Origin of the sequence: Pseudonocardia yunnanensis (genome assembly GCF_039534065.1) — a bacterium.
GTDB classification, from domain to species: domain Bacteria; phylum Actinomycetota; class Actinomycetes; order Mycobacteriales; family Pseudonocardiaceae; genus Pseudonocardia; species Pseudonocardia yunnanensis.
Window position 1 is genome coordinate 204,009 of record NZ_BAAAUS010000064.1, and the last position, 20,696, is coordinate 224,704.

General features: G+C 71.2%; 17 protein-coding genes. 10 read left to right on the forward strand and 7 right to left on the reverse strand.

Features of this window, described 5'->3' with window-relative positions:
- The first annotated feature begins 62 nt into the window (after positions 1–62).
- The 10 genes from ABD743_RS42550 (at position 63) to ABD743_RS42595 (ending at position 10,465) form a co-directional block, all read left to right on the forward strand.
- Positions 63–1,607 carry a sugar ABC transporter ATP-binding protein gene (locus tag ABD743_RS42550; protein WP_344730121.1) on the forward strand — a complete coding sequence of 515 codons (1,545 nt, stop codon included), beginning with the start codon at positions 63–65 and terminating at the stop codon, positions 1,605–1,607.
- Positions 1,600–2,682: an ABC transporter permease gene (locus ABD743_RS42555; RefSeq protein WP_344730122.1), complete on the forward strand. Its 1,083-nt coding sequence runs from the start codon at positions 1,600–1,602 to the stop codon at positions 2,680–2,682. The genes ABD743_RS42550 and ABD743_RS42555 overlap by 8 nt, the downstream gene beginning before the upstream one ends.
- 35 nt (positions 2,683–2,717) lie before the next feature.
- A complete protein-coding gene (locus ABD743_RS42560) occupies positions 2,718–3,791 on the forward strand; it encodes a substrate-binding domain-containing protein (RefSeq protein ID WP_344730123.1) in 1,074 nt (357 codons plus the stop codon).
- Positions 3,792–3,826: 35 nt separating this feature from the next.
- Complete coding sequence (locus ABD743_RS42565) at positions 3,827–4,969, forward strand: Gfo/Idh/MocA family protein (protein WP_344730173.1); 1,143 nt, start codon at positions 3,827–3,829, stop codon at positions 4,967–4,969.
- A 27-nt stretch (positions 4,970–4,996) separates the two neighbouring features.
- Positions 4,997–6,004, forward strand: coding sequence for a sugar phosphate isomerase/epimerase family protein (locus ABD743_RS42570; protein ID WP_344730125.1), 1,008 nt, complete (start codon positions 4,997–4,999; stop codon positions 6,002–6,004).
- A gap of 65 nt (positions 6,005–6,069) precedes the next feature.
- Positions 6,070–7,158, forward strand: a complete 1,089-nt coding sequence (locus ABD743_RS42575) for a sensor histidine kinase (protein WP_379659312.1) — start codon at positions 6,070–6,072, stop codon at positions 7,156–7,158.
- Positions 7,155–7,952 carry a LytR/AlgR family response regulator transcription factor gene (locus ABD743_RS42580; protein ID WP_344730127.1) on the forward strand — a complete coding sequence of 266 codons (798 nt, stop codon included), beginning with the start codon at positions 7,155–7,157 and terminating at the stop codon, positions 7,950–7,952. Before ABD743_RS42575 ends, ABD743_RS42580 begins: the two co-directional genes overlap by 4 nt.
- A 13-nt stretch (positions 7,953–7,965) precedes the next feature.
- The gene (locus ABD743_RS42585; protein WP_344730128.1) at positions 7,966–8,346 is read left to right on the forward strand and encodes a hypothetical protein; all 381 of its coding nucleotides are present in this window, start codon (positions 7,966–7,968) and stop codon (positions 8,344–8,346) included.
- Positions 8,343–10,043 (forward strand): sodium/solute symporter, encoded by a 1,701-nt coding sequence (locus ABD743_RS42590; protein ID WP_344730129.1) that lies wholly within the window; start codon positions 8,343–8,345, stop codon positions 10,041–10,043. Before ABD743_RS42585 ends, ABD743_RS42590 begins: the two co-directional genes overlap by 4 nt.
- Positions 10,044–10,159: 116 nt before the next feature.
- Positions 10,160–10,465, forward strand: coding sequence for a hypothetical protein (locus ABD743_RS42595; RefSeq protein WP_344730131.1), 306 nt, complete (start codon positions 10,160–10,162; stop codon positions 10,463–10,465).
- 386 nt (positions 10,466–10,851) lie between these two features.
- On the opposite strand, the gene ABD743_RS42600 is transcribed toward ABD743_RS42595, so the two are convergent.
- From ABD743_RS42600 to ABD743_RS42630, 7 genes are all read right to left on the reverse strand, one after another.
- Entirely contained in the window at positions 10,852–13,251 is a 2,400-nt protein-coding gene (locus tag ABD743_RS42600) for a hypothetical protein (RefSeq protein WP_344730132.1), read from the reverse strand.
- A 101-nt stretch (positions 13,252–13,352) separates the two neighbouring features.
- Positions 13,353–14,792: a GH1 family beta-glucosidase gene (locus tag ABD743_RS42605; protein WP_344730134.1), complete on the reverse strand. Its 1,440-nt coding sequence runs from the start codon at positions 14,790–14,792 to the stop codon at positions 13,353–13,355.
- 46 nt (positions 14,793–14,838) lie between these two features.
- Positions 14,839–15,726, reverse strand: coding sequence for a carbohydrate ABC transporter permease (locus tag ABD743_RS42610; protein WP_344730136.1), 888 nt, complete (start codon positions 15,724–15,726; stop codon positions 14,839–14,841).
- The gene (locus tag ABD743_RS42615; protein ID WP_344730137.1) at positions 15,723–16,712 is read right to left on the reverse strand and encodes a carbohydrate ABC transporter permease; all 990 of its coding nucleotides are present in this window, start codon (positions 16,710–16,712) and stop codon (positions 15,723–15,725) included. Before ABD743_RS42615 ends, ABD743_RS42610 begins: the two co-directional genes overlap by 4 nt.
- A 4-nt stretch (positions 16,713–16,716) precedes the next feature.
- The gene (locus ABD743_RS42620; protein WP_344730138.1) at positions 16,717–18,018 is read right to left on the reverse strand and encodes an ABC transporter substrate-binding protein; all 1,302 of its coding nucleotides are present in this window, start codon (positions 18,016–18,018) and stop codon (positions 16,717–16,719) included.
- A gap of 131 nt (positions 18,019–18,149) precedes the next feature.
- Complete coding sequence (locus ABD743_RS42625) at positions 18,150–19,451, reverse strand: ABC transporter substrate-binding protein (RefSeq protein WP_344730139.1); 1,302 nt, start codon at positions 19,449–19,451, stop codon at positions 18,150–18,152.
- A gap of 127 nt (positions 19,452–19,578) precedes the next feature.
- Positions 19,579–20,601, reverse strand: coding sequence for a LacI family DNA-binding transcriptional regulator (locus ABD743_RS42630; protein ID WP_344730140.1), 1,023 nt, complete (start codon positions 20,599–20,601; stop codon positions 19,579–19,581).
- Positions 20,602–20,696: the final 95 nt, after the last annotated feature.

Consider the following 20,696-nt stretch of genomic DNA (forward strand, 5'->3'; position numbering starts at 1 on the left):
TTGTACGGCACTGGTCAATGCTCCTACGGTTCCCCCGCCGGTGAACCACATCGAGGTGGGGGATGACAGCCAGAATGGCGGAGGAACCGCTGCTCACGATGCGCGGCATCGTCAAGCAGTTCCCGGGCGTGCGCGCCCTGGACGGGGTGGACCTCGACGTCGCCGCAGGCGAGGTGCACTGCCTCCTCGGGCAGAACGGGGCCGGCAAGTCGACCCTGATCAAGGTGCTGGCCGGCGCGCACCTACCGGACTCCGGAGAGATCGTCTGGGCGGGGGAGCCGGCCTCCTTCGGCTCGCCCCAGGCCGCCGACGCGGCGGGGATCGCCACGATCTACCAGGAGCTCGACCTCGTGCCCGGGCTCAGCGTGGCCGAGAACGTGGTGCTCGGTCATGAGCCCGCGCGCCTGGGCTTCACCCGGCCCCGCGACGCCGAGAACCTCGCGCGGACGCTGCTGCGCAGGCTCGGCCATCCCGAGATCCCGCCGCGACGCGAGCTCGGGCGGCTCTCGGCTGCGGGGCAGCAGGTGGTGAGCATGGCCCGCGCCCTCGCGCGGGACGCGCGCCTGATCGTCATGGACGAGCCGTCGGCGGTGCTCGACCCCGAGGAGGTCCGCAACCTCTTCCGGGTGATCCGGGAGCTCACCGCGGACGGCGTGGCCGTCGTCTACATCTCCCACCGGCTGGAGGAGATCCGGGAGATCGGCGACCGGGTCACGGTGCTCAAGGACGGGCGCAGCGTCGCCCGCAACCTGCCGGCCCGCACCACGCCGACCGCCGACGTCATCCGGCTGATGACCGGCCGGACGATCGAGTACGTCTTCCCCGAGCGCCCGGACACGCCACCGGGCGACGTCGTCCTGGAGGTCGACGGCCTCGCGCGCACCGGGGAGTTCGCCGACGTGTCCTTCACGGTCCGCGCCGGGGAGATCGTCGGGCTGGCGGGGCTCGTCGGGTCGGGCCGCTCGGAGATCCTCGAGACGGTCTACGGGGCACGCAAGGCGAGCGCCGGCACCGTGCGGGTGCGGGGCACGGCGCTGCGCGCAGGCTCGGTGCCCGCCGCCGTCCGGGCGGGGATGGGGCTGGCGCCGGAGGAGCGCAAGAGCCAGGGCCTGCTGATGGGCGAGCCCGTGTTCCGCAACGTCTCGCTGTCGGCGCTCGCCCGGTTCGCCCGGTTCGGCTTCCTGACCGCGGACGCCGAGCTTCCCGCCGCCGGGGCGATCACCGCGCAGCTCGACGTGCGTCCGGCCGACGCCACCCGCCCGGTCCGGACGCTCTCGGGCGGCAACCAGCAGAAGGTCGTGCTGGCCCGCTGGCTGCTGCAAGGGTGCTCGATCCTGCTGCTGGACGAGCCCACCCGCGGTGTGGACGTCGGGGCGCGCAGCGAGATCTACGCGCTGATCCAGCGGCTCTCCGCCGAGGGGGCGGCGATCGTGCTGGTGTCCAGCGAGGTGCCCGAGGTGCTCGGCCTCGCCGACCGGGTGCTGGTCGTGCGCGAGGGCCGAGTGGTGCACGAGGCGCCGAGCGCCGAGCTCGACGAGGGACGGGTTCTCGACCTCGTCATGGAATCGCTCGACGAGTCTTCGAAGGAGAGAGCGGGCCATGAGTGACAAGGGCGCTGTGAGCGGCACGGAAGCCGCGCCGGCCGCGCCGCCGCCGGATCGGGTCCCCGCCGCCGACGAGCGGGGCCGGGTGGAGCAGGCCGCGCGGGCCGCCGAACCCGCCCGGTCGCGGTGGAGCCGGCTGCTCGACAGCGGCGCGGGCCGCAACCTCGGGCTCGTCGCGGTGCTCGCGCTGCTGTGCGTTGTGGGTGTCGTCTCTGCCGACACCTTCCTGACCACGTCGAACCTGCTGACGATCCTCACCTCGGCGTCGATCATCGGCGTGCTGACCGTCGGCGTGACGTTCGTGATCATCGGCGGCGGCATCGACCTCTCGGTCGGCAAGGTGATGGCGCTCGCCTCGGTGTGGGCCACCACCGTGGCCACGCAGTCCTACGGCGCGGCCGTGATGGTGTTCTGTGCGGTCGCCGTCGGCGTCGGCGCGGGACTGGTCAACGGGATCCTCATCGCCTACGGCCGGATCGTGCCGTTCATCGTCACGCTGGCGATGCTGATCTCGGCGCAGGGCCTGGCCGAGCAGATCTCCGACCGGCGCAGCCAGATCGTCACCGACCCGGTGATCGCGGGCATCGCCAACACCCGCCTGCTCGGTATCCCGCTGCTCGTCTACATCTTCGCGGCGGTGGTGGCCGTGGGCTGGGTGGTGCTCAACCGCACGACGTTCGGCCGCCGGACGTTCGCGATCGGCGGCAACGCCGAGGCGGCCCGTCTGGCCGGGGTCGACGTGCGCAGGCACACGATGCTGCTCTACGCCGTGTCCGGTCTGTGCGCCGGCATCGCGGCGATCATGATCGCCTCGCTCACCACCACGGGTTCGAGCACCCACGGCACGCTCTACGAGCTCGACGCGATCGCCGCGGTGATCATCGGCGGCACGCTGCTCACCGGCGGTCGCGGCACGCTGATCGGCTCGATCCTCGGCGTGCTCGTCTTCACGACGATCACCAACCTCTTCGTGCTCAACAACCTGGCGACCGAGGTCCAGAACATCGCCAAGGGCGTGATCATCGTCGTCGCCGTGCTGATCCAGGCTCGCGCACAGCGCTCGTCTGCTGCCGGTTGACACCGCAGGACCGAACCACAACAAAGGAGTTGATCATGCCCGACCCCATTGCCGTTCCTGGTGTCCTGCGGCGCCGCGGCTTTCTCGCCGGTGCCCTCGGCGTCGGAGCCGGTGCCGCGCTCACCGCGTGCACCAGCAACGAGGCCCCGTCCTCGGCCACGGCCCCGGCGCCCGCCGCAGCAGGCGGAGGTGACAACGCCGCGCCCGGCCAGCCGGTGACGATCGGCTTCTCCGCACCCGCCGCCGACCACGGCTGGATCGCCGCGATCGCGAACAACGCGAAGGCGCAGGCGGACCGCTACACCGACGTGACCTTCGAGGCCGTCAACCCCACCAACGACATCACGCAGCAGATCGCCGCCGTCCAGACCCTCATCAACAGGGGCGTCGACGCACTGGTGCTCCTGCCCAACGACGGCAGCCAGCTCACGTCCGTCGGGCGGGCCGCGATGCAGGCCGGGATCCCCGTGATCAACCTCGACCGTGTCTTCGACTCGCCGTTGGCCTACCGCACCTGGATCGGCGGGGACAACTACGGCATGGGTGTGAGTGCGGGCAACTACATCGGCGAGCGGCTGCGCAGTGCCGGCGTGGCCAACCCCGTGATCGGCGAGATCGCGGGCATCGACAACCTCCCGCTGACCGCGGCCCGCAGCCAGGGCTTCGCCGACGCGCTGAGCAGCTTCGGCTTCCAGGTCGGCCCCCGCCAGGCGGCCGACTTCACCGCCCAGGGCGGCCAGCGGGTCACCGCCAACCTGCTGCAGGCAGCACCGCGGCTCGACGCCGTCTGGAACCACGACGACGACCAGGGCATCGGCGTCCTCGCCGCGATCAACCAAGCCGGGCGCAACGAGTTCTTCATGGTGGGCGGTGCCGGGTCGGCCAACGCCATGCGCGACATCCAGGCCGACAACACGGTGCTGAAGGCGACCGTCACCTACAGCCCGTCGATGGCCTCCTCCGCCGTTGCGCTGGCGCGGCTCGTGGCGCAGGGTCGAGGCATGGGCGATCTCGCGGAGCAGGAGGTGCCGGCGTCGATCACGCTGGCGTCGGCAACGATCACGAAAGAGAACGTTGCGACGTACCTGCCACTCGGCTTCGAGTCCTGACCGCCGTGGGTGGAGAACGGACCCTCGGGGTCGGGATGATCGGCTACGCCTTCATGGGCGCGGCCCACTCCCAGGCATGGCGCACGGCACCGCGTTTCTTCGACCTGCCCCTCGAGCCGGACATGGCGGTGCTCTGCGGCCGCACACCCGACGCGACCACGGCGGCGGCGCAGCGATTGGGGTGGCGAGCCACCGAGACCGACTGGAAGGCGCTGATCCAGCGCGACGACGTCGAGCTCGTGGACATCTGCACGCCGGGTGACACGCACGCGGAGATCGCGATCGCCGCGCTGGATGCCGGCAAGCACGTGCTGTGTGAGAAGCCGCTGGCCAACACGGTCGACGAGGCGCGTGCGATGGTCGCCGCCGCGGAGCGTGCGCAGGCCAAGGGTGTGCGCAGCATGGTCGGGTTCAACTACCGGCGGGTGCCCGCCGTGGCGCTGGCCCGGCGGCTGGTGGAGCAGGGCCGGATCGGGCAGGTGCGCCACGTCCGTGCCCAGTACCTGCAGGACTGGATCGTGGATCCGGAGTTCCCGCTGGTCTGGCGGTTGCAGGCGGAGCGGGCCGGGTCCGGGGCGCTCGGCGACATCGGTGCCCACATCGTCGATATGGCGCAGTTCGTGACCGGTGACCGGTTCGCCGATGTCACGGCGCTGACCGAGACGTTCATCACGGAGCGGCCGCTGCCCGGGGCGTCGAGCGGGCTGACGGCGTCCGGTTCGAGCGAGCGCGGCCCGGTCACCGTCGACGACGCAGCGCTCTTCATCGGGCGGTTCGCCGGCGGCGCCGTGGCGAGTTTCGAGGCCACCCGGTTCGCCACCGGGCGCAAGAACTCGATCCGGCTGGAGATCAACGGCAGCACCGGCTCGCTGGCGTTCGACTTCGAATCGATGAACGAGCTGTCCTTCTACGACGGCACGGACGACCCGGAGACAGCAGGCTTCCGCCGGATCCTCGTCACCGAGCCGACGCACCCGTACGCCGGTGCGTGGTGGCCGCCGGGCCACCTGCTGGGGTACGAGCACTCGTTCACCCACGAGGTCGTCGACCTGCTGCGCGACATCGCGGCCGGTACCGATCCCACGCCGTCGTTCGCCGACGGCCTGCAGGTGCAACTCGTGCTCGACTCGGTCGTCCGGTCCGCGCAGAGCGGTAGCTGGCGCCAGATCCCATCCTGATCACGCTCGCGAAAGGGGCACGGCGCGATGGCGCGACCGATCACGCTGTTCACTGGCCAGTGGGCCGACCTGCCGTTCGAGGAGGTCGCCCGGCTGGCCGGGGAGTGGGGCTACGACGGGCTGGAGATCGCCTGCTGGGGCGATCACTTCGACCCATGGGCAGCGGTCGAGGACGACGGTTACGTGCAGGGCCGCCGCGACATCCTGGCCAAGCACGGGCTGGAGGTCTACGCGATCTCCAACCACCTCACCGGTCAGGCCGTCTGTGACGACCCGATCGACGAACGCCACCACGCGATCCTGCCCGCGCGGGTGTGGGGCGACGGCGAGCCCGAAGGGGTGCGGCAGCGCGCGGCGGAGGCGATGAAGACCACCGCCCGTGCCGCCGCCAAGCTCGGGGTCGACACGGTGATCGGGTTCACGGGTTCGAAGATCTGGAAGACCGTGGCGATGTTCCCGCCGGTGCCGCAGTCCATGGTGGACGACGGCTACCGCGACTTCGCCGACCGCTGGAACCCGATCCTCGACGTGTTCGACGAGGTGGGGGTCCGGTTCGCCCACGAGGTGCACCCGTCGGAGATCGCCTACGACTACTGGACCACCGTCGCGGCGCTCGAGGCCGTCGGGCACCGGCCGGCGTTCGGGCTGAACTGGGACCCGAGCCACTTCGTCTGGCAGGACCTCGACCCCATCGGGTTCCTGTGGGATTTCAAGGACCGGATCTACCACGTCGACTGCAAGGACGCGAAGCGCCAGGTCGGCAACGGCCGCAACGGGCGGATGGGCTCGCACCTGGCGTGGGCCGACCCGCGACGCGGCTGGGACTTCGTCTCCACCGGCCACGGTGACGTCCCGTGGGAGGCGTGCTTCCGCATGCTCAACACGATCGGCTATGCCGGGCCCATCTCCATCGAGTGGGAGGACGCAGGGATGGACCGGCTCGTCGGGGCGCCGGAGGCACTGGAGTTCGTGCGTCGTCTGGCGTTCGACCCCCCGTCTGCGGCTTTCGACGCGGCTTTCAGCAGCAACGGCTGATCCTGCGGCTTGGCCCCGATGTCCGGCGTGACTTACCGTCGCGCTGATCACGGGACGGAGGCTGCATGGTGGAGCTGGATGCGGTGCGGGCTTCCGGTGGCGGCCGTGCCCGCCGGTGGCGCGGCCCCAGACGGGGGGCGGATGCGATGCAGACGCTCGCCGCCGGGCGCAATATCGCGGCCGGCCTGCGCGGCGGCATCGACGGCTCGGGAGCCGGTGGTGCCGCGCGCGGGCTGCGCCGGCTGCTCGACGCCGACGCCGTCGGGCTCGGTGGTCTGCACGGCGAGCTGGCCTGGTCGGGGCGGCCCTCCGACGTCCGGGCCGCCGAACAGCTCGCCGAGACCGCGCTGCGCACCGATGCGCGGGTGGCAGGTGGCGGGGCGGTCGCGCTGCCCGTCCACGCGCGGGACGAGCTCGCCGGGGTGCTGGTCGTGGTCGGACCGGTGCCCGGCGCGGCCGTGCGCGAGGCCGCTTCGTGGGTGGGCGAGGCGCTGGAGCGGGCATTGCTCGAGAACTCGGCCGCCGTCGCCCAGCAGGCCGAGCTCCGCGCACTGCGGGCGGAGATCTCCCCGCACTTCGTCTACAACAGCCTCACCACGATCGCGTCCTTCGTCCGGTCCGACCCGGAACGGTCGCGGGACCTGATGCTCGACTTCGCCGAGTACACCCGGCACAGCCTGGCCCGGCACGGCGACTACACGACGATCGCGGGGGAGTTCCGCGCGATCGAGGCCTACCTCGCTCTCGCGCGCGCCGTGCTCGGTGACCGCCTGCGGGTGCAGGTGCGGATCGCCCCGGAGATCCTGCCCGTCGCACTGCCGTACCTGCTCCTGCAGCCGCTCGTGGAGAACGCGGTGCGCCACGGGGTGGAGCTGCCCGGTTCCAGCGGGCTCGTGCAGGTCAGCGGGGAGGCCGACGGCACCGACTGCGTGATCATCGTGGAGGACGACGGGCCCGGTATGGACCCGGAGTACGCTTCCGCCGTCCTAGCGGGGTGTGGGACACCGGGGAGCCTCGGACTGGTCAACGTCGACCGTCGACTGCGCACCGTGTTCGGTGCCGGTTACGGCCTGGTGATCGAGACGGCGATCGGCGCGGGCGCCCGGGTCGTGCTGCGCATCCCGCGTTTCCAGCCGGGGGTGGTTGTGTCATGACCGGGGGGCCGGGGCTGCGCGTGCTCGCAGTGGACGACGTCACTCCTGCGCTGGAGGAACTGCGCAGGATGCTGGTGGAGTCGCCGGAGGTGGCCGAGGTGGCGGTCGCGGCCGATCCGATCTCGGCGCTGCGGCTGATCCAGGCCGGGCCGCTCGACGTGGTCTTCCTCGACATCTCGATGCCGCAGCTGACGGGGATGGAGTTGGCGTCGCTGCTCAACCGCATGACCGACCCGCCCGCGGTCGTGTTCGTCACCGCCTACGAGGAGCATGCCGCCGCGGCGTACGGCATCGGCGCCGTCGACTACCTGCTCAAACCGGTCCGCTCGGAGCGGCTCGCCGCCGCGCTGGCCAGGGTGCGGCGCTTCACCGCCGCCGCTACCGCCGGTCCGGACGCGCCGCCCGCCACGGCGATCGATGCGCTCGCCGCGGTTCCCGTGGACCTGGCAGGCTGCACGCGCTTCGTCAGGCGCGACGACGTCTGCTTCGTCGAAGCGCAGGGCGACTACGTCCGGCTGCACACGCCGACGGGCGCGCACCTCGTGCGGATCCCGATCTCCCGGCTCGAACAGCACTGGCAGGCGGCGGGGTTCTTCCGGGTGCACCGCAGCTACCTGCTCGCCGTGCACGCCGTGCGGGAGCTGCGCAGTGACCTCGGCGGCGGACTGCTCGCCCACACCGATCTCGGTGACGTCCCCGTCAGCCGCCGGCACGCCCGCGACCTGCGGGAGCACCTGCTCGAGGCGGCCCGGCGCGGAGCGTTCGACCTGGCGAACCGGCAGCGACTTCGGTGACGAGGACGGCCCGATGACCCGGCAGCGCCGGGTCGCTGTGACGAGCCCACAGACCAGACTCTCGCTCGCGGGGCGGCGAACGGGCGCGCCCGCCGCGGTGCCGCACCTCGCCCCTGCCGACGCCGAGCGGGCTCGCCGGATCCACCGCCGGCAGCTGCGCTACGCGCTCACCGTGCTCGGTCTGCTCGCCGTCCTGCTGCTGGGTCTGCCGGTGCTGCTCGCCGCCGCGCCCTGGCTGGACCAGGTTCGGCTCGGCGGTATTCCGATCTCGTGGCTGGCCGTGGCCGTGCTGCCCTACCCGGTGCTCGTCATGCTCGCCCAGTGGCAGCTGCGCAGGGCTGAGCGCACCGAGCGGTCGGAGAGGTCCGGGCCCCGGGTGGGGGCCGGGGAGTGATCCTCGCGATCGTCCCGGTGCTGTTGATCACCTTGCTGATCGGCGCACGCGGGGTGGCGGCAATGCGCACCACCTCGGACTTCCTCGTGGCCTCGCGCCGCATCTCCCCGACCGTGAACGCCGCTGCCGTCTCGGGCGAGTACCTCTCGGCCGCGTCGTTCCTCGGCGTCGCCGGGCTCGTCGTCAAGGACGGCGTCGGCGCGCTCTGGTATCCCGTCGGTTTCGCGGCGGGCTACATCGTGATGCTCGCGTTCGTGGCCGCACCGATGCGCCGCACCGGTGCGCTCACCGTGCCGGACTTCGCGGAGGCGAGGCTGGGTTCGCCGGCGCTGCGCCGGCTCGCGGCGGTGATCGTGCTGGTGATCGGGCTCCTCTACCTGGTGCCGCAGTTCACCGCTGCGGGGCAGGTGCTCGCCGCTGTCGGTGGCAGCCCGTACTGGCTCGGGGTGGTGATCGCCGGCGCGGCCGTCAGCATCACGCTCGCGCTCGGCGGCATGCGCGCCGCCACCTACGTCCAGGCGTTCCAGTTCGGCCTCAAGCTCCTGCTGTTCATCGTCCCGGCGATCTGGCTGGTGCTGCACGTCGGCCCGAGCACCCGCGCCAACGCTCTCGAGCCTGTCGAGTTCACCCGGTTCACCGTCGCAACGCCGGTGGAGTTCCGTCTCGACACCGAGCTCACGCTCACCGAGCCCACTCACGCGTCGATCGGCGGCCACCCGCAACAGCTGCTCGCGCCGGGGCGCTACACGGCCGAAGCCGGGAGCACCTGGGTGTTCGCAGCCGGGGCTCCCGTGCCGCGCGTCGGGACGGGGCAGCCCCCTGGTGGTGACGAGTGGGCGCGGCCGCTGCTCGATCCCGGTGGCTACCCGGTGCTCGCCACGTGGTCGGTGCTGGTGGCGACCGTGCTGGGGACGATGGGGCTGCCGCACATCCTCGTCCGGTTCCACACCAGCGCAGACGGTCGCGGCGCCCGGCGTACGGCCGCCATCACCGTCGGGATGCTCGGCGTGTTCTACCTCTTCCCTGCGGTCTACGGGCTGCTCGGTGCGGTGCTGCTGCCGCAGCTCTACCTGTCCGGTGGCACCGACACCGTGGTGGTGGCCCTCCCGGCCACCGTCGACCAGGGCTGGGCGGGAACGACCTTCACGGCGCTGCTCACCGCCGGAGCCTTCGCGGCGTTCCTCGCGACGTCGCTCGGACTGCTCCTCGCCGTGTCCGGGGCGCTCGCGCACGACCTGGTGCCCGGCACGCTCCGGCGGCTCCGGTTCACCCCGCTCGTCGCCGCGCTCGCGGTGGTGCTGCTCGCGCTGCCCGCCGAGCGTCTCGACGTGGGTGTCCTGGTGACATCGGCGTTCGCGGTGGCGGCGTCCACGTTCTGTCCGTTGCTCGTGCTCGGGATCTGGTGGCCGCGACTGACGGCGCAGGGTGCACTCGTGGGCATGGTGGTGGGGCTGATCTGTTCGGCGGGTGTGATCGCCGTCGACCTCTTCCTCGGCGCCCCGCCCGGCCTGGTCGACATCGTGCTCGGGCAGCCGGCTCTGTGGTCGGTGCCGTTGGCGTTCGCGACCATGGTGCTCGTGTCGTTGCGCGGCAGGCCCCCGGCCTGGGCCGCGGCGGCGATGCTGCGGCTGCACCTGGACGAGAACCGGTCGGGATCCACCACGACCGATGATTTCTCCCCGCCGCGGACGTCTTAACGGGCAGTGGGCTCCCAGGGTCCACCCGATGCTGGGAGGCCCGGTGAATCGCTTGTTGTCCGACGTGGTCGTGGTTCTGGACTGCGCCGCGCTCGGCCACGGGTGAGGCTGCATCCATGGACGTCGAGCCCCTCTCGTTCGGCCGGCCGTCGGGGCCGTCGTTCCGCACCACCGTCGTCACGATCGCCTGCGGCGACACCCGCGCCTACGACGACGCGGAGTGGCGCGACGCGCTGGTCATCGTCGAGGCGGGGGAGGTCGACCTGGAGTGCGAGGCGGGTGGTCGTCGCCGCTTCCGCACCGGGAACGTGCTGTGGCTGACGGGGCTGGGCCTGCGCGCCCTGCACAGCGTCGGTGCGGAGCCCGTGGTGCTCGTGGCCGTGTCGCGCCGGGATCCCACCCCGGATCCGGCGCCGCCCTGACACAGGCCGCGCGCATCCGCTGCGGGAGTCCGGAGCACCGCGCACGGCGGGATCGGCCGCTCGTCGGCCGGTCGATGGCACTCCGGGAAGCTGAATCGCGCCGACACGGGCGCCGCCCACACCCGGGCCTGGTGGCGCTCCGCCAGGGCGACCGTCTCGGCGAACATGTGACCCCGGTCGACGCCGGCGCCGACCACCAGGCCCGGGCGGTCGGCGTCGGCCAGGGACGAATGCCGTCGCGATGGGCAGGAACCGGCGAAGAGCTCATGGCCGTGTTGCGCCGAGACTCTGCCGCGGCTCCCGGGTCGCGCCGTCGCGGGCCGTGCACTCGCCGGCCGTGGTCCGCGCTGCGCTCGGGGCGCGGAATGATCGTTCGCAGCTGGACGTCAGAGGTCGTTGACGCCTGACGAGACCAGGTCGGTCACCGACGACAGCAGGGAGCCTCCGCGGCCGGAGTCCCCGCCCCGGTCGGAACCGCCGCTGGAGTCGCTCCGGTTCGAGTCGCTCCGGTGGGAACTGCTCTGGCTGGAGTCGCTCCTGCCGGAATCGCTTCGGTCGGAACCGCCGTGGTTCGAGTCGCTCCGGTTCGAATCGCTCTGGTCGGAACCGCCCTGATTGGAGTCACCCCTGTCGGAATCGCTCCGGGCGGAACCGCCTTGATTCGAGTCGCTCCAGTTCGAGTCGGCCCGATTCGAATCATTTCGGTCCGAATCGTTTCGGTTTGATTCGGAGGCGCCGTCGCCGTTGTTCGCCCCCGCAGAGGCGGAGGAGCCGCGGGCATCCGAGTCGCCGTTGGCGAAGCTGCCGCCGTCGTTGTTCCGGGAGCCGTCGTTGTCCACCGCGTTGTCGTTCACAGCGGAGTCGTTCTCAGCGGAGCCGTTCACGGTGGAGTCGTTCTCGGCATTGCCGGACGAGCCGGCGCCGTTGTCGGACCGGCCGGAATCCCCACCGGAGTCGGAGCCGTTGGCGCTGGTGGTGTCGGAGTCGGCGGGGGCGTTGTCCGGGCCGGAGTCGTTGCCGTTGCTGATCTCGGCGTTCGAGCCCTCGTTGTTGTCGTTGCCGGCGCTGTTGTCGGAGCCGGCATTCTCGGCAGGGCCGTTGTCGTCGTTGCTGCCGACGATGTCCGAGGGGCCGGCGTTGTCGTCGGTGCCGAACGTGCTCGCCCCGTCGCCGCTGCTTCCGGAGACCTCGTCGCCCTGCCCGCCGTCGTTGTTGTTGTCGGCAGCGCCGGACGGGCCGTCGTTTCCGGTGGAGCCGCCGTCGGCGGTGTCCGAAGTGGAGCCTCCCGCCGAGTCGTCGGCGGCGGTGGCGCCCGCCGGGGGACCTGACGGCTGGTCCGACGCGGAGCCGTCATTCGCGACGGTCGGCTCGCCCTGACCGCCCGGTGATGCGGGGGGCTCCTGCTGGGTCTGCGGCTGGTTTGCCGGCCCCGCCTCGGGGGACCCGGAAGCGACTTGTGACTCGGGTTGATCCGAGTTGCCCTGGTCCACCTGCGGTTGAGGCTGCGCGGCCGGCTGTGAGGGGCCGTCCGGCTCCGACTGCGGGGTGCCGGAACCCACCTGCGGCTCAGGCTGGTCGGCACTGTCGGAGCCGGTATCCGCGGTGGGCTGGGCCGGCCCACCGGGCACCTGCTCGTTCGGGGTCTCGCCGGTTCCCGTCTCGCCTTCCGGATCGACTGCGGCGCTGGTGGGTGTGCCGGTGGCCGGCTCGTTGTCGGTGCTGGTGGGGGTCTGGCCGGCTTCGGTGCCGGCAGGCGTCTCGTCACCCGGTTCGGCCTCGGTGCTGGACGGTGTGTCGATCACAACGGGTGCCTCGACGCCTGCTCCGGGCGCGCCCGGCGGAGGGCTCGTGGGGACGGAGGGGGACGGGGCGGGTGTGCCGGCGCCCGCCGAGCGGCCGGGGCTGATCGAATCCGCAGGCGGGAGCACTCCGCGGGAGGCACCAGGCAGGGGCGGGGAGGCGAGCGCGGCGCTGCCGGAGGGAGCGGTGGTGGGGGTGGGGGTGGCCGTGCCGGCCTGGCCCGACGGTGCCGTGGAACCGGAGTTCGGGCTGCGCCTGTCGGGGGTGTCGCCGAGAGCGGAGAGCAGAAGTTCCTGCTCGTGGACGAGCTGGGCGCGGCCCTCGGCAGGCCGGACCTCCTCGAGGCGGGGCGTGACCTTCGCGATGGCGCGAGCGGCGTCGTCCGGGCGGCCCTGGCGGATCGCGGTGCGTGCCACTTCGAGGCCCGAGTTGACGTCGGCGGCGGCCTCGAGCGACCGGGCGCGATCGGCGTAGAACACCTTGGAGATGGGCCAGAGGACCTCGCCGGGCGAGGCTTCGGACGACCCGACCGCCAGCCCGGACGTGCCGATCAGTATCAACGCCGCAGCGATGGCGATCCGGCGGGCGTAGGGCGCTGCGGCCCGGTGCTTCCCGTGGCCCTGTTTGGCGAGTGGAATCGGAATAACGGATGCGGGGTGGTCGGGATCGCCGTTGTCGTGCCCCGATGCCGCCGCGGGGGTGGCCAGCTGCGCCTCGTCCTCGGGCCGGACCTCGGCCACCCACGCGGCGAGCATGGCCACCAGCTCGTCGTCGGTGCTGCGTGTCTCGCGGGGGAGCTGGCCCAGGGCTACGAGCCCCGCAGCCAGCTCCTCGACGAGGGCGTCGTCGGCCCGGAGCGCGGCGAGATCGATCGTGTGGTCGCCGCCGCGCCCCGGCGCGTCGCGCTCGTGGTTGTTGCTGTCCATGGGGTCGCGGTCCTCGGGATCAGGTCCCTGCCGGGCATCGTCCTCGTCGCCGAGCCGCACCCCGACCTCCGTTCGTGAGGCTACTGTCGGCCGGTGAGCCACTGGCGGGTAAGACTACCCCGTCCATACCGTCTACCGGGCCTGTCCCACTTGGAGTCGGTTCAACGCGTCAGGGCGTTTCTCCGAATCACGTCCGCATAGAACAACGCGCTGTCCTTCGGCGTGCGGACCTGCGTGTTGTAGTCCACGTGGACGATACCGAAGCGCTTTCCGTACCCCCACGCCCACTCGAAGTTGTCGAGCAGGGACCAGAGGTAGTAGCCGGTGACCGGGGCGCCCGCCGTGATCGCCTCGTGCACAGCGGCCAGGTGTCCACGCAAATAGTCGATACGATCCGTATCGATTACACGGCCGTTTGCGTCCACCACATCGGGAAATGCAGCCCCGTTCTCGGTCACCATGATCTCGCAGCCCGGTGCCTCGCGCGCCACGCGCAGCAGCAGCTCGGTCATCCCGCGCGGGTCGATGCTCCAACCCATGTCGGTCTTGCGGCCGTGCTGGAACGGGAACTCGACGTCGTCGCAGGCGATCCACGGGCTCGCCTTGCCCTCGCCGTGGCCGTCGGCGTGCTCCTTCGGGCGCTCGCGCGTCCAGTGCCGCACGTGGGTGGGGGAGTAGTAGTTGACGCCCAGGACGTCGATCGGCGCCGAGATCACCTCGAGGTCGCCGGGCTGCACGAAGGACCAGTCCGTCACGGCCGCGGTGTCGGCCTGCACGTCGGCGGGGTAGGTGCCCTGCAGCACCGGGTCGAGGAACACACGGTTCTGCAGGCCGTCCACGCGCCGAGCCGCTTCGGCGTCCTCCGGGGAGTCGGTCTCCGGCCGGACCCACGCCAGGTTGAGCGTGAGGGCCACGCGTGAGGTGGGTGCCGCGCGCCGGATCGACGCGGCCGCCAGCCCGTGCGCGAGGTTCAGGTGGTGCACCGCGGTGAGTGCGGCGGCGTCGTCCGTGCGGCCGGGGGCGTGCACGCCGCTCGCGTAGCCGAGGTAGGCGCTGCACCACGGCTCGTTGAGCGTGATGAACAGGGGCACGCGGTCGCCGAGCGCCGCGGCGACGACCTCGGCGTACTCGCCGAACCGCTCCGCCGTGCGCCGCGACGTCCAGCCGCCGGCGTTCTCGAGGGCCTGCGGGAGGTCCCAGTGGTAGAGGGTGATCGACGGCGAGATGCCGGCGGCGAGGAGCTCGTCGACGAGGTCGGAGTAGAACCCGATGCCCTCCGGGTTGACCGGCCCGAGGTCGTCCGCGGTGACCTGCGGGGTGATCCGTGGCCAGGACACGGAGAACCGGTAGGAGGTGAGCCCCAGCCGCGCCATGATCGCGACGTCCTCGCGGAACCGGTGGTAGTGGTCGTCGGCGACGTCACCGGTCTCGCCGCGCTCCACGCGGCCGGGGGTGTGGGAGAACGTGTCCCAGATGGACGGGGTGCGGCCGCCCTCGGTGACAGCGCCTTCGATCTGGTAGGAGGCGGTGGCCGAGCCCCACAGGAACCCCGCGGGGAACTGCAGGGCATCGGTCGACGGAGCAGCCTGGGTGGTGGTCAATGGATCCTCTCAGATCGGGTTACGACACAGCACGAGTTCTCGCCCATCAGCCCTTGACCGCCCCGGCCATGATGCCGCCGACGATCTGGCGTCCCAGCAGCACGAACACGACGAGCACCGGCAGCGTGCCGATGAGCGTGCCGGCCATGATCACGGCCGTGTCCGGGACGTAGCCGCTGCCGAGGTTGTTGAGCGCCACCTGGACGGTGGGGTTCGAGGAGTTGAGCGTGATGATGGGCCAGAAGAAGTCGTTCCAGGCCGTCATGAAGGTGAGCATCCCGAGCACGGCGGCGCCGGGCCGGGCGATCGGCAGGACGATGCTGAAGAACGTGCGCAGCGTCGTCGCGCCGTCGACCTTGGCCGCCTCGAGCAGCTCGTCGGGCAGCGCCTGGATCAGGTACTGCCGCATGAAGAACACGCCGAACGCCGTGACGAGCGTCGGCAGGATCACCGAGCTCAGCGTTCCGGCCAGGTCGAACTCGGCCATGATCGAGTAGAGCGGGACCACGGCGAGGCTCGGCGGGATCATCATCGTGCCGAGCGTGATCGCGAAGAGCACATTGCGGCCGCGGAAGCGCAGCTTCCCGAACGCGAACCCGGCCAGGGTGCAGAACAGCACGGTGGCCGCGGTCGTGACGGTCGAGACCACGAGCGAGTTCCACAACGCGAGGCCGATGTTCTGCTGGTGGATGGCCGTGGCGATGTTGTCGAACAGGTCGGGCCCGGGCACCAGCGGCGGCGGGAAGGTGTTCATCTCCGACATCGGCCGGCTCGCGGCCACGAGCATGTAGTAGAACGGCGCCACGAACAGCAGGGTGGTGACGGTGAGGATCGTGTAGGTCAGCCATCCTGCGGCGTCCTGCGACGGCGCCCGTCGCCGGCGCGGGGCCGGTACGAGGGGCGTCGCGATCCGGTGCACGTCCACGGTCGTCACGACAGGGTCCCCTCGGTAGCGGGCCTGCGTCTGCGCGCCAGCCAGGTGTTGAGCAGCACCAGCCCGATGATCAGCACGAACATCACCCAGGCGACGGTCGCCGCCCGGCCGAGCTGGCCGTACTGCCAGCCCTGCTGGTACATGAACAGGCCCACCGTCTGGTACTGGTTCACCGACCCGCCGTTGGCCTGGCCGCCGCCGAACAGCAGCGGCTCGCCGAACAGCTGGCTCGCCCCGATCGTCGACACGATGATCGTGAACAGGATGGTCGGACGCAGTCCCGGAATCGTGACGTGCAGGAACTGGTGCCACCGGTTGGCGCCGTCGATCGCCGCGGCCTCGTAGAGATCCTTGGAGATCGACTGCATGCCGGCCAGGTAGATCAGCGCGTTGTAGCCCGTCCAGTGCCAGATCACGATCACCGAGATCGCGATCTGGGCCGTCCAGTTGCCGTTGCGCCAGTCCACCGGCTCGATTCCGACCACGCCGAGCAGCCCGTTCACGATGCCGCCGTCACGACCGAAGATCAGCGCGAACACCAGCGTGGCGGCCGCGACCGAGGTGGCGTAGGGCATGAGCATCGCGACACGCAGGAAGGTGCGGCCGCGCAGCCGGTAGTTGAGCAGGTGGGCCAGGCCCAGGGCGAGCAGCAGCTGCGGGACGGTCGACAGGATGCCGATCGTGAACGTCTTCCACAGTGCGTTGTAGAAGCTCGGGTTCGAGAAGAGCCAGACGAAGTTGTCGAACCCGACCCATCGCATCCGGCCGCCGAGCCGGTAGGAGTGCAGGCTGATCCACGCCGTGTAGATCAGGGGGAACAGTCCGAAGGCGAAGAAGACCAGGAAGAACGGCGCGATGTAGACGTACGGTGCCGAGCGGCCCTCGAACGCGTAGAGACGCGAGCGCCACGGGGGACGAGCCGGTGTCCCGGCCGCCGGGGGCGTCCCGCGCTCCCCGGCGACCGGACGATCGACCTGCGTCGTCATGGCGTCAGCCGGCCTGGTTCTTCACGTTGCCCACTGCCGTGTTCCACGCCGCGTCGGGGGTGGCGCCGGTGGTCTCCACCGAGAGCAGCGCCTGCACCATTGCGTTCTTGATGACGCCGTCCTCCGGGCCGAGGATCTGCACCGGTGCGTTCTTCGCCGACTCCGAGAAGATCTTGCCGATGGGGGCGTTGTCGAAGTATGGGTCGGTGGCGTCGGCGACCGAGGCGATGGCGTCGGTGGTGGACGGGAAGTTGCCGACCGCGCGGAAGACCTTGGCCTGCTGCTCCGGGGCGGTGAGCCACGCGATCAGCTTGGCGGCCTCGTCCTTGTGCTTGCTGGCCTGCGGGATGCCGAGGTAGGCGCCACCCCAGTTGCCGCCGGCGCCGCCGGGAAGCGACGTGACGTTCCACTTGCCGGAGCCGCCGTCGCCGGCCTTGCCCTTGATGTAGCCGATCATCCAGGACGGGCAGGCGATCGTCGCGAAGCTGCCGGAGGAGAAGCCCTGGTCCCACCCGGGGTCGACGTACTGCTCGAGCTTCGCGGTGAGCCCGGACTGACCGGCGTGCGCCGCGGTGTCGAACGCCGAGCGGACCGCGGGGTTGCTGTCGAAGACCAGGTCGCCGCCCTGGTTGTAGTAGATCTGCTGCTGCTGCGAGACGATCGCGTTGTAGAGGCCACCCGCGGAGTCGTGCCACGCGGTGCCGGCGGGGGCCGCCGCCTTGAAGCGCTCGCCGAGGGCGAGGAAGGCATTCCAGTCGGGCATCGCGGCGGAGAGCGCGGCCGGGTCGGCGGGCAGGCCGGCCTGCTGGAGGAGATCGCTGCGGTAGCAGAGGCCCATGGGGCCGATGTCGGTGCCGAGGCCGAGGACCGCGCCGTCGGGTGTGGTCGCGGCGGCCTCCTTCCAGCCGATGTAGCGGCTGACCGCGTCGGCGGCGGGGGTGTCGCGCAGATCGGTCCACTGGTCGGGCTGGTTCGTGACGACGTCGGAGATCCGGGCGACCTCGATGCCCTGCACGTCGGCCACGCCGCTGCCGGACGCGAGCCGGGTCTGCAGCGCAGGCCAGTACTTGTCCTCACCCTGGGTGGACTCGTACTTGATCGTGACGCCGGGGTTCTGGGCCTCGTACTCCTTGAAGAGCCCGACCTCGTCGTAGCCGAACGTGCCGAACAGGCTCACCCCGAGCTCGACCGGACCGCCCGCGGCGGCGTCGGCATCGCCCGAGCCGCCGCCGCAAGCACTGAGCAGCAACACGCTGCTCGTGGCGACGGCGGCCAGCGCGGCCGCCGTTCTCCGTGGGGTTGGCATTGATCCTCCAGTTTGTCTAGATGAGAGCGCTCTCACATCACGGGCGGGACCACCCGGACGAGCGGCGCTCTCGCCCCATAGGTGCAGACGAACGCGCCGCTCGTTCGGATGGTGACTGCCCTGCGCCCCTGTCAGCCGGCCTGGTTCTTGACGTTGTTGACGGCCGTGTTCCACGCGTCGTCCGGAGTGACCCCGGCCGTCTCGACCGAGAGCAGCGCCTGCGACACCTCGTTCTTGATCACACCGTCCTGCTGTCCGAGGACCTGGATCGGTGCGGCGTTCGCCGAGTCGGAGAAGATCTTGCCGATCGGCGCGCCGTTGAAGTAGGGGTCGGTGGTGCCGGCCACCTGCGCGATCCCTTCCTTGGTGGACGGGAAGTTGCCGACCTTCGCGAAGAGCTGGGCCTGCTGTTCGGGTGCGGTGAGCCAGGCGATCAGCTCGGCGGCCTCGGTCTTGTGCTCGCTCGACTCGGGGATGGCGAGGTAGGAACCGCCCCAGTTGCCGCCCGCCCCGCCGGGGAGCGACGTGATGTTCCACTTGCCGGAGCCGCCGTCGCCGGCCTTGCCCTTGATGTAGCCGATCATCCAGGACGGGCAGGCGATCGTGGCGTAGCTACCGGAGGAGAAGCCCTGGTCCCAGCCCGGGTCGGCGAACTGCTCGAGCTTCGCCGTGAGGCCCGCCTGTGCCGCCTTCGCCGCGGTGTCGAACCGCGAGCGCAGGTCCGGGTTGGAATCGAAGATCAGGTTGCCTGCCTTGTCGTAGTTCTTCACCTCCAACTGGGAGGTCATCGCGTCGTAGATCCCGCCGGCGGCGTCCGCCCACGCGGTGGTGGCAGGGGCGGCGGCCTTGAAACGCTCACCGAGGGCCAGGTAGGCGTCCCAGGTGGGCATCTGGGCGGCCAGTTCGGTGGGGTCGGTGGGCAGGCCGGCCTGCTGGAGCAAGTCGGTGCGGTAGCACATGCCCATCGGGCCGATGTCGGTGCCGAGGCCGAGCACGGCGCCGTCGGGCGTGGTGGCGGCCGGTTCCTTCCAGTCGATGTAGCGGCCGATGGCGTCGGCGGCCGGGGTGTCGCGCAGGTCGGTCCACTGGTCGGCCTGGTTCGCCACGACATCGGCGATGCGCGAGACCTCGATCCCCTGCACGTCGGCCATGCCGCTTCCGGAGGCCATGCGCGTCTGGAGGGCAGGCCAGTACTTGTCCTCGTCCTGGGTGGACTCGTAGCTGATCGTGATGCCGGGGTGCTGCGCCTCGTACGCCTCGAAGAGGCCCAGCTCCTGGTAGCCGAAGGTGCCGAACAGGTTGACCTTGAGCTCGACGGGGCCACCCTGGGCACTGGCGTCGCTCTCGCCCGAGCCACCGCAGGCGCTGAGCAGGAGCACGCTGCTCGTGGCGACGGCCGCCAGCGCCGCCGCCATTCTCCGTGGGGTCTGCATTGATCCTCCAGATCGTGTGAGAGCGCTCTCACCGCGTGGAAGGAGGGTCCCGATCGAGTGATGTCTTGTCAATGAAGTGTCCGGCTGCGTGACCGAACTGTGCTCCCGGCGCGCGAAGCCGGAACCGTCAGGCCGTGTCGCGCAGCACGAGCTCGGTGCCCATCACCATCGGCTCGAGCGGCTCGCCCCGCTCGATCAGCGCGAGCAGCCGGGTGGCCAGCGCCTCGCCCATGCCGATGATCGGCTGCCTTACGGTGGTGATGGCGGGGTGGCTCGACGACGCCGTCGGAGAGTCGTCGAAGCCGACGACCGCGACGTCGCCCGGCACGCTGCGACCCGTCTCGGTGACGGCCTGCATCGCGCCGAACGCCATCAGATCGTTGGCGGCGAACACGCCGTCGATCAGAGGCTCGGCCGCGAGCATCTCCAGCATGGCGTGGCGTCCGCCCGCGATGGACCAGTCGCCGTCCAGGACGCCGTGGCTGCGCAGACCCTGGGCGGCGAGCTCCTGCTGGAAGCCGGCACGCCGGTCGATCGCCGCCGTCATGTCGAGCGGGCCGGTGATCGTGGCCAGCCGTCTCCGTCCGCGCTCGACCAGGAGGCGTACGGCCGCCCGTGCGCCCCCGACGTTGTCGGCGTCCACATAGGACAATCCGGCGGTCTCGGTGAACGGGCGGCCGGAGAGGATCACGGGGACGCCGGCTTCCTGGAGCCGCCTGGGTAGCGGGTCGTCGCCGTGCAGGGACACGAGGATCACGCCGTCGAGGTGGCCGCCACGGGCGAAGCGCTCGAAGCGGTCGCGGTCGGCGCCGGTGCTCAGGATGCTGAACACGAGTTGGACGTCGTGCGCGGCGAGCACCGCGTGGGCGCCGCGAAGGACCAGCGCGAAGTGCGGGTCGCCGAAGAACCGCTCCTCCGACTCGGCGACGACGAACGCGATCGAGTCGCTGCGGCGCGTCATGAGCGAGCGTGCGGCGCGGTTGGTCACGTAGGACAGCTCGGCGGCGGCTCGCAGCACGGCCTCGCGCGCCTGCTCACCCACGGTGGTGGAGCCCGCGAGTACCCGTCCCGCGGTCGCGCGCGACACGCCCGCTCGCGCCGCCACCGACTCCAGCGTCGGTGCTGCTCGTCCCGCCGGTCTTGCTGTCATGCCGAAGAGGATGTCAGGACGAGGCGGTTTGTCGCCTCCACTTCCTCACGCGCGTGCCGGAATCTCCCCGCGCCCCGTGTGCCGCCCGGATGCGT

Excerpts from the sequence above, each read along its gene's own strand:
- ABD743_RS42550 (WP_344730121.1), top strand. The coding sequence starts at position 63 with ATGACAGCCAGAATGGCGGAGGAACCGCTGCTCACGATGCGCGGCATC.
- ABD743_RS42555 (WP_344730122.1), top strand. The coding sequence starts at position 1,600 with ATGAGTGACAAGGGCGCTGTGAGCGGCACGGAAGCCGCGCCGGCCGCG.
- ABD743_RS42560 (WP_344730123.1), top strand. The coding sequence starts at position 2,718 with ATGCCCGACCCCATTGCCGTTCCTGGTGTCCTGCGGCGCCGCGGCTTT.
- ABD743_RS42565 (WP_344730173.1), top strand. The coding sequence starts at position 3,827 with ATGATCGGCTACGCCTTCATGGGCGCGGCCCACTCCCAGGCATGGCGC.
- ABD743_RS42570 (WP_344730125.1), top strand. The coding sequence starts at position 4,997 with ATGGCGCGACCGATCACGCTGTTCACTGGCCAGTGGGCCGACCTGCCG.
- ABD743_RS42575 (WP_379659312.1), top strand. The coding sequence starts at position 6,070 with ATGGTGGAGCTGGATGCGGTGCGGGCTTCCGGTGGCGGCCGTGCCCGC.
- ABD743_RS42580 (WP_344730127.1), top strand. The coding sequence starts at position 7,155 with ATGACCGGGGGGCCGGGGCTGCGCGTGCTCGCAGTGGACGACGTCACT.
- ABD743_RS42585 (WP_344730128.1), top strand. The coding sequence starts at position 7,966 with ATGACCCGGCAGCGCCGGGTCGCTGTGACGAGCCCACAGACCAGACTC.
- ABD743_RS42595 (WP_344730131.1), top strand. The coding sequence starts at position 10,160 with ATGGACGTCGAGCCCCTCTCGTTCGGCCGGCCGTCGGGGCCGTCGTTC.
- ABD743_RS42615 (WP_344730137.1), bottom strand. The coding sequence starts at position 16,712 with ATGACGACGCAGGTCGATCGTCCGGTCGCCGGGGAGCGCGGGACGCCC.
- ABD743_RS42620 (WP_344730138.1), bottom strand. The coding sequence starts at position 18,018 with ATGCCAACCCCACGGAGAACGGCGGCCGCGCTGGCCGCCGTCGCCACG.
- ABD743_RS42625 (WP_344730139.1), bottom strand. The coding sequence starts at position 19,451 with ATGCAGACCCCACGGAGAATGGCGGCGGCGCTGGCGGCCGTCGCCACG.
- ABD743_RS42630 (WP_344730140.1), bottom strand. The coding sequence starts at position 20,601 with ATGACAGCAAGACCGGCGGGACGAGCAGCACCGACGCTGGAGTCGGTG.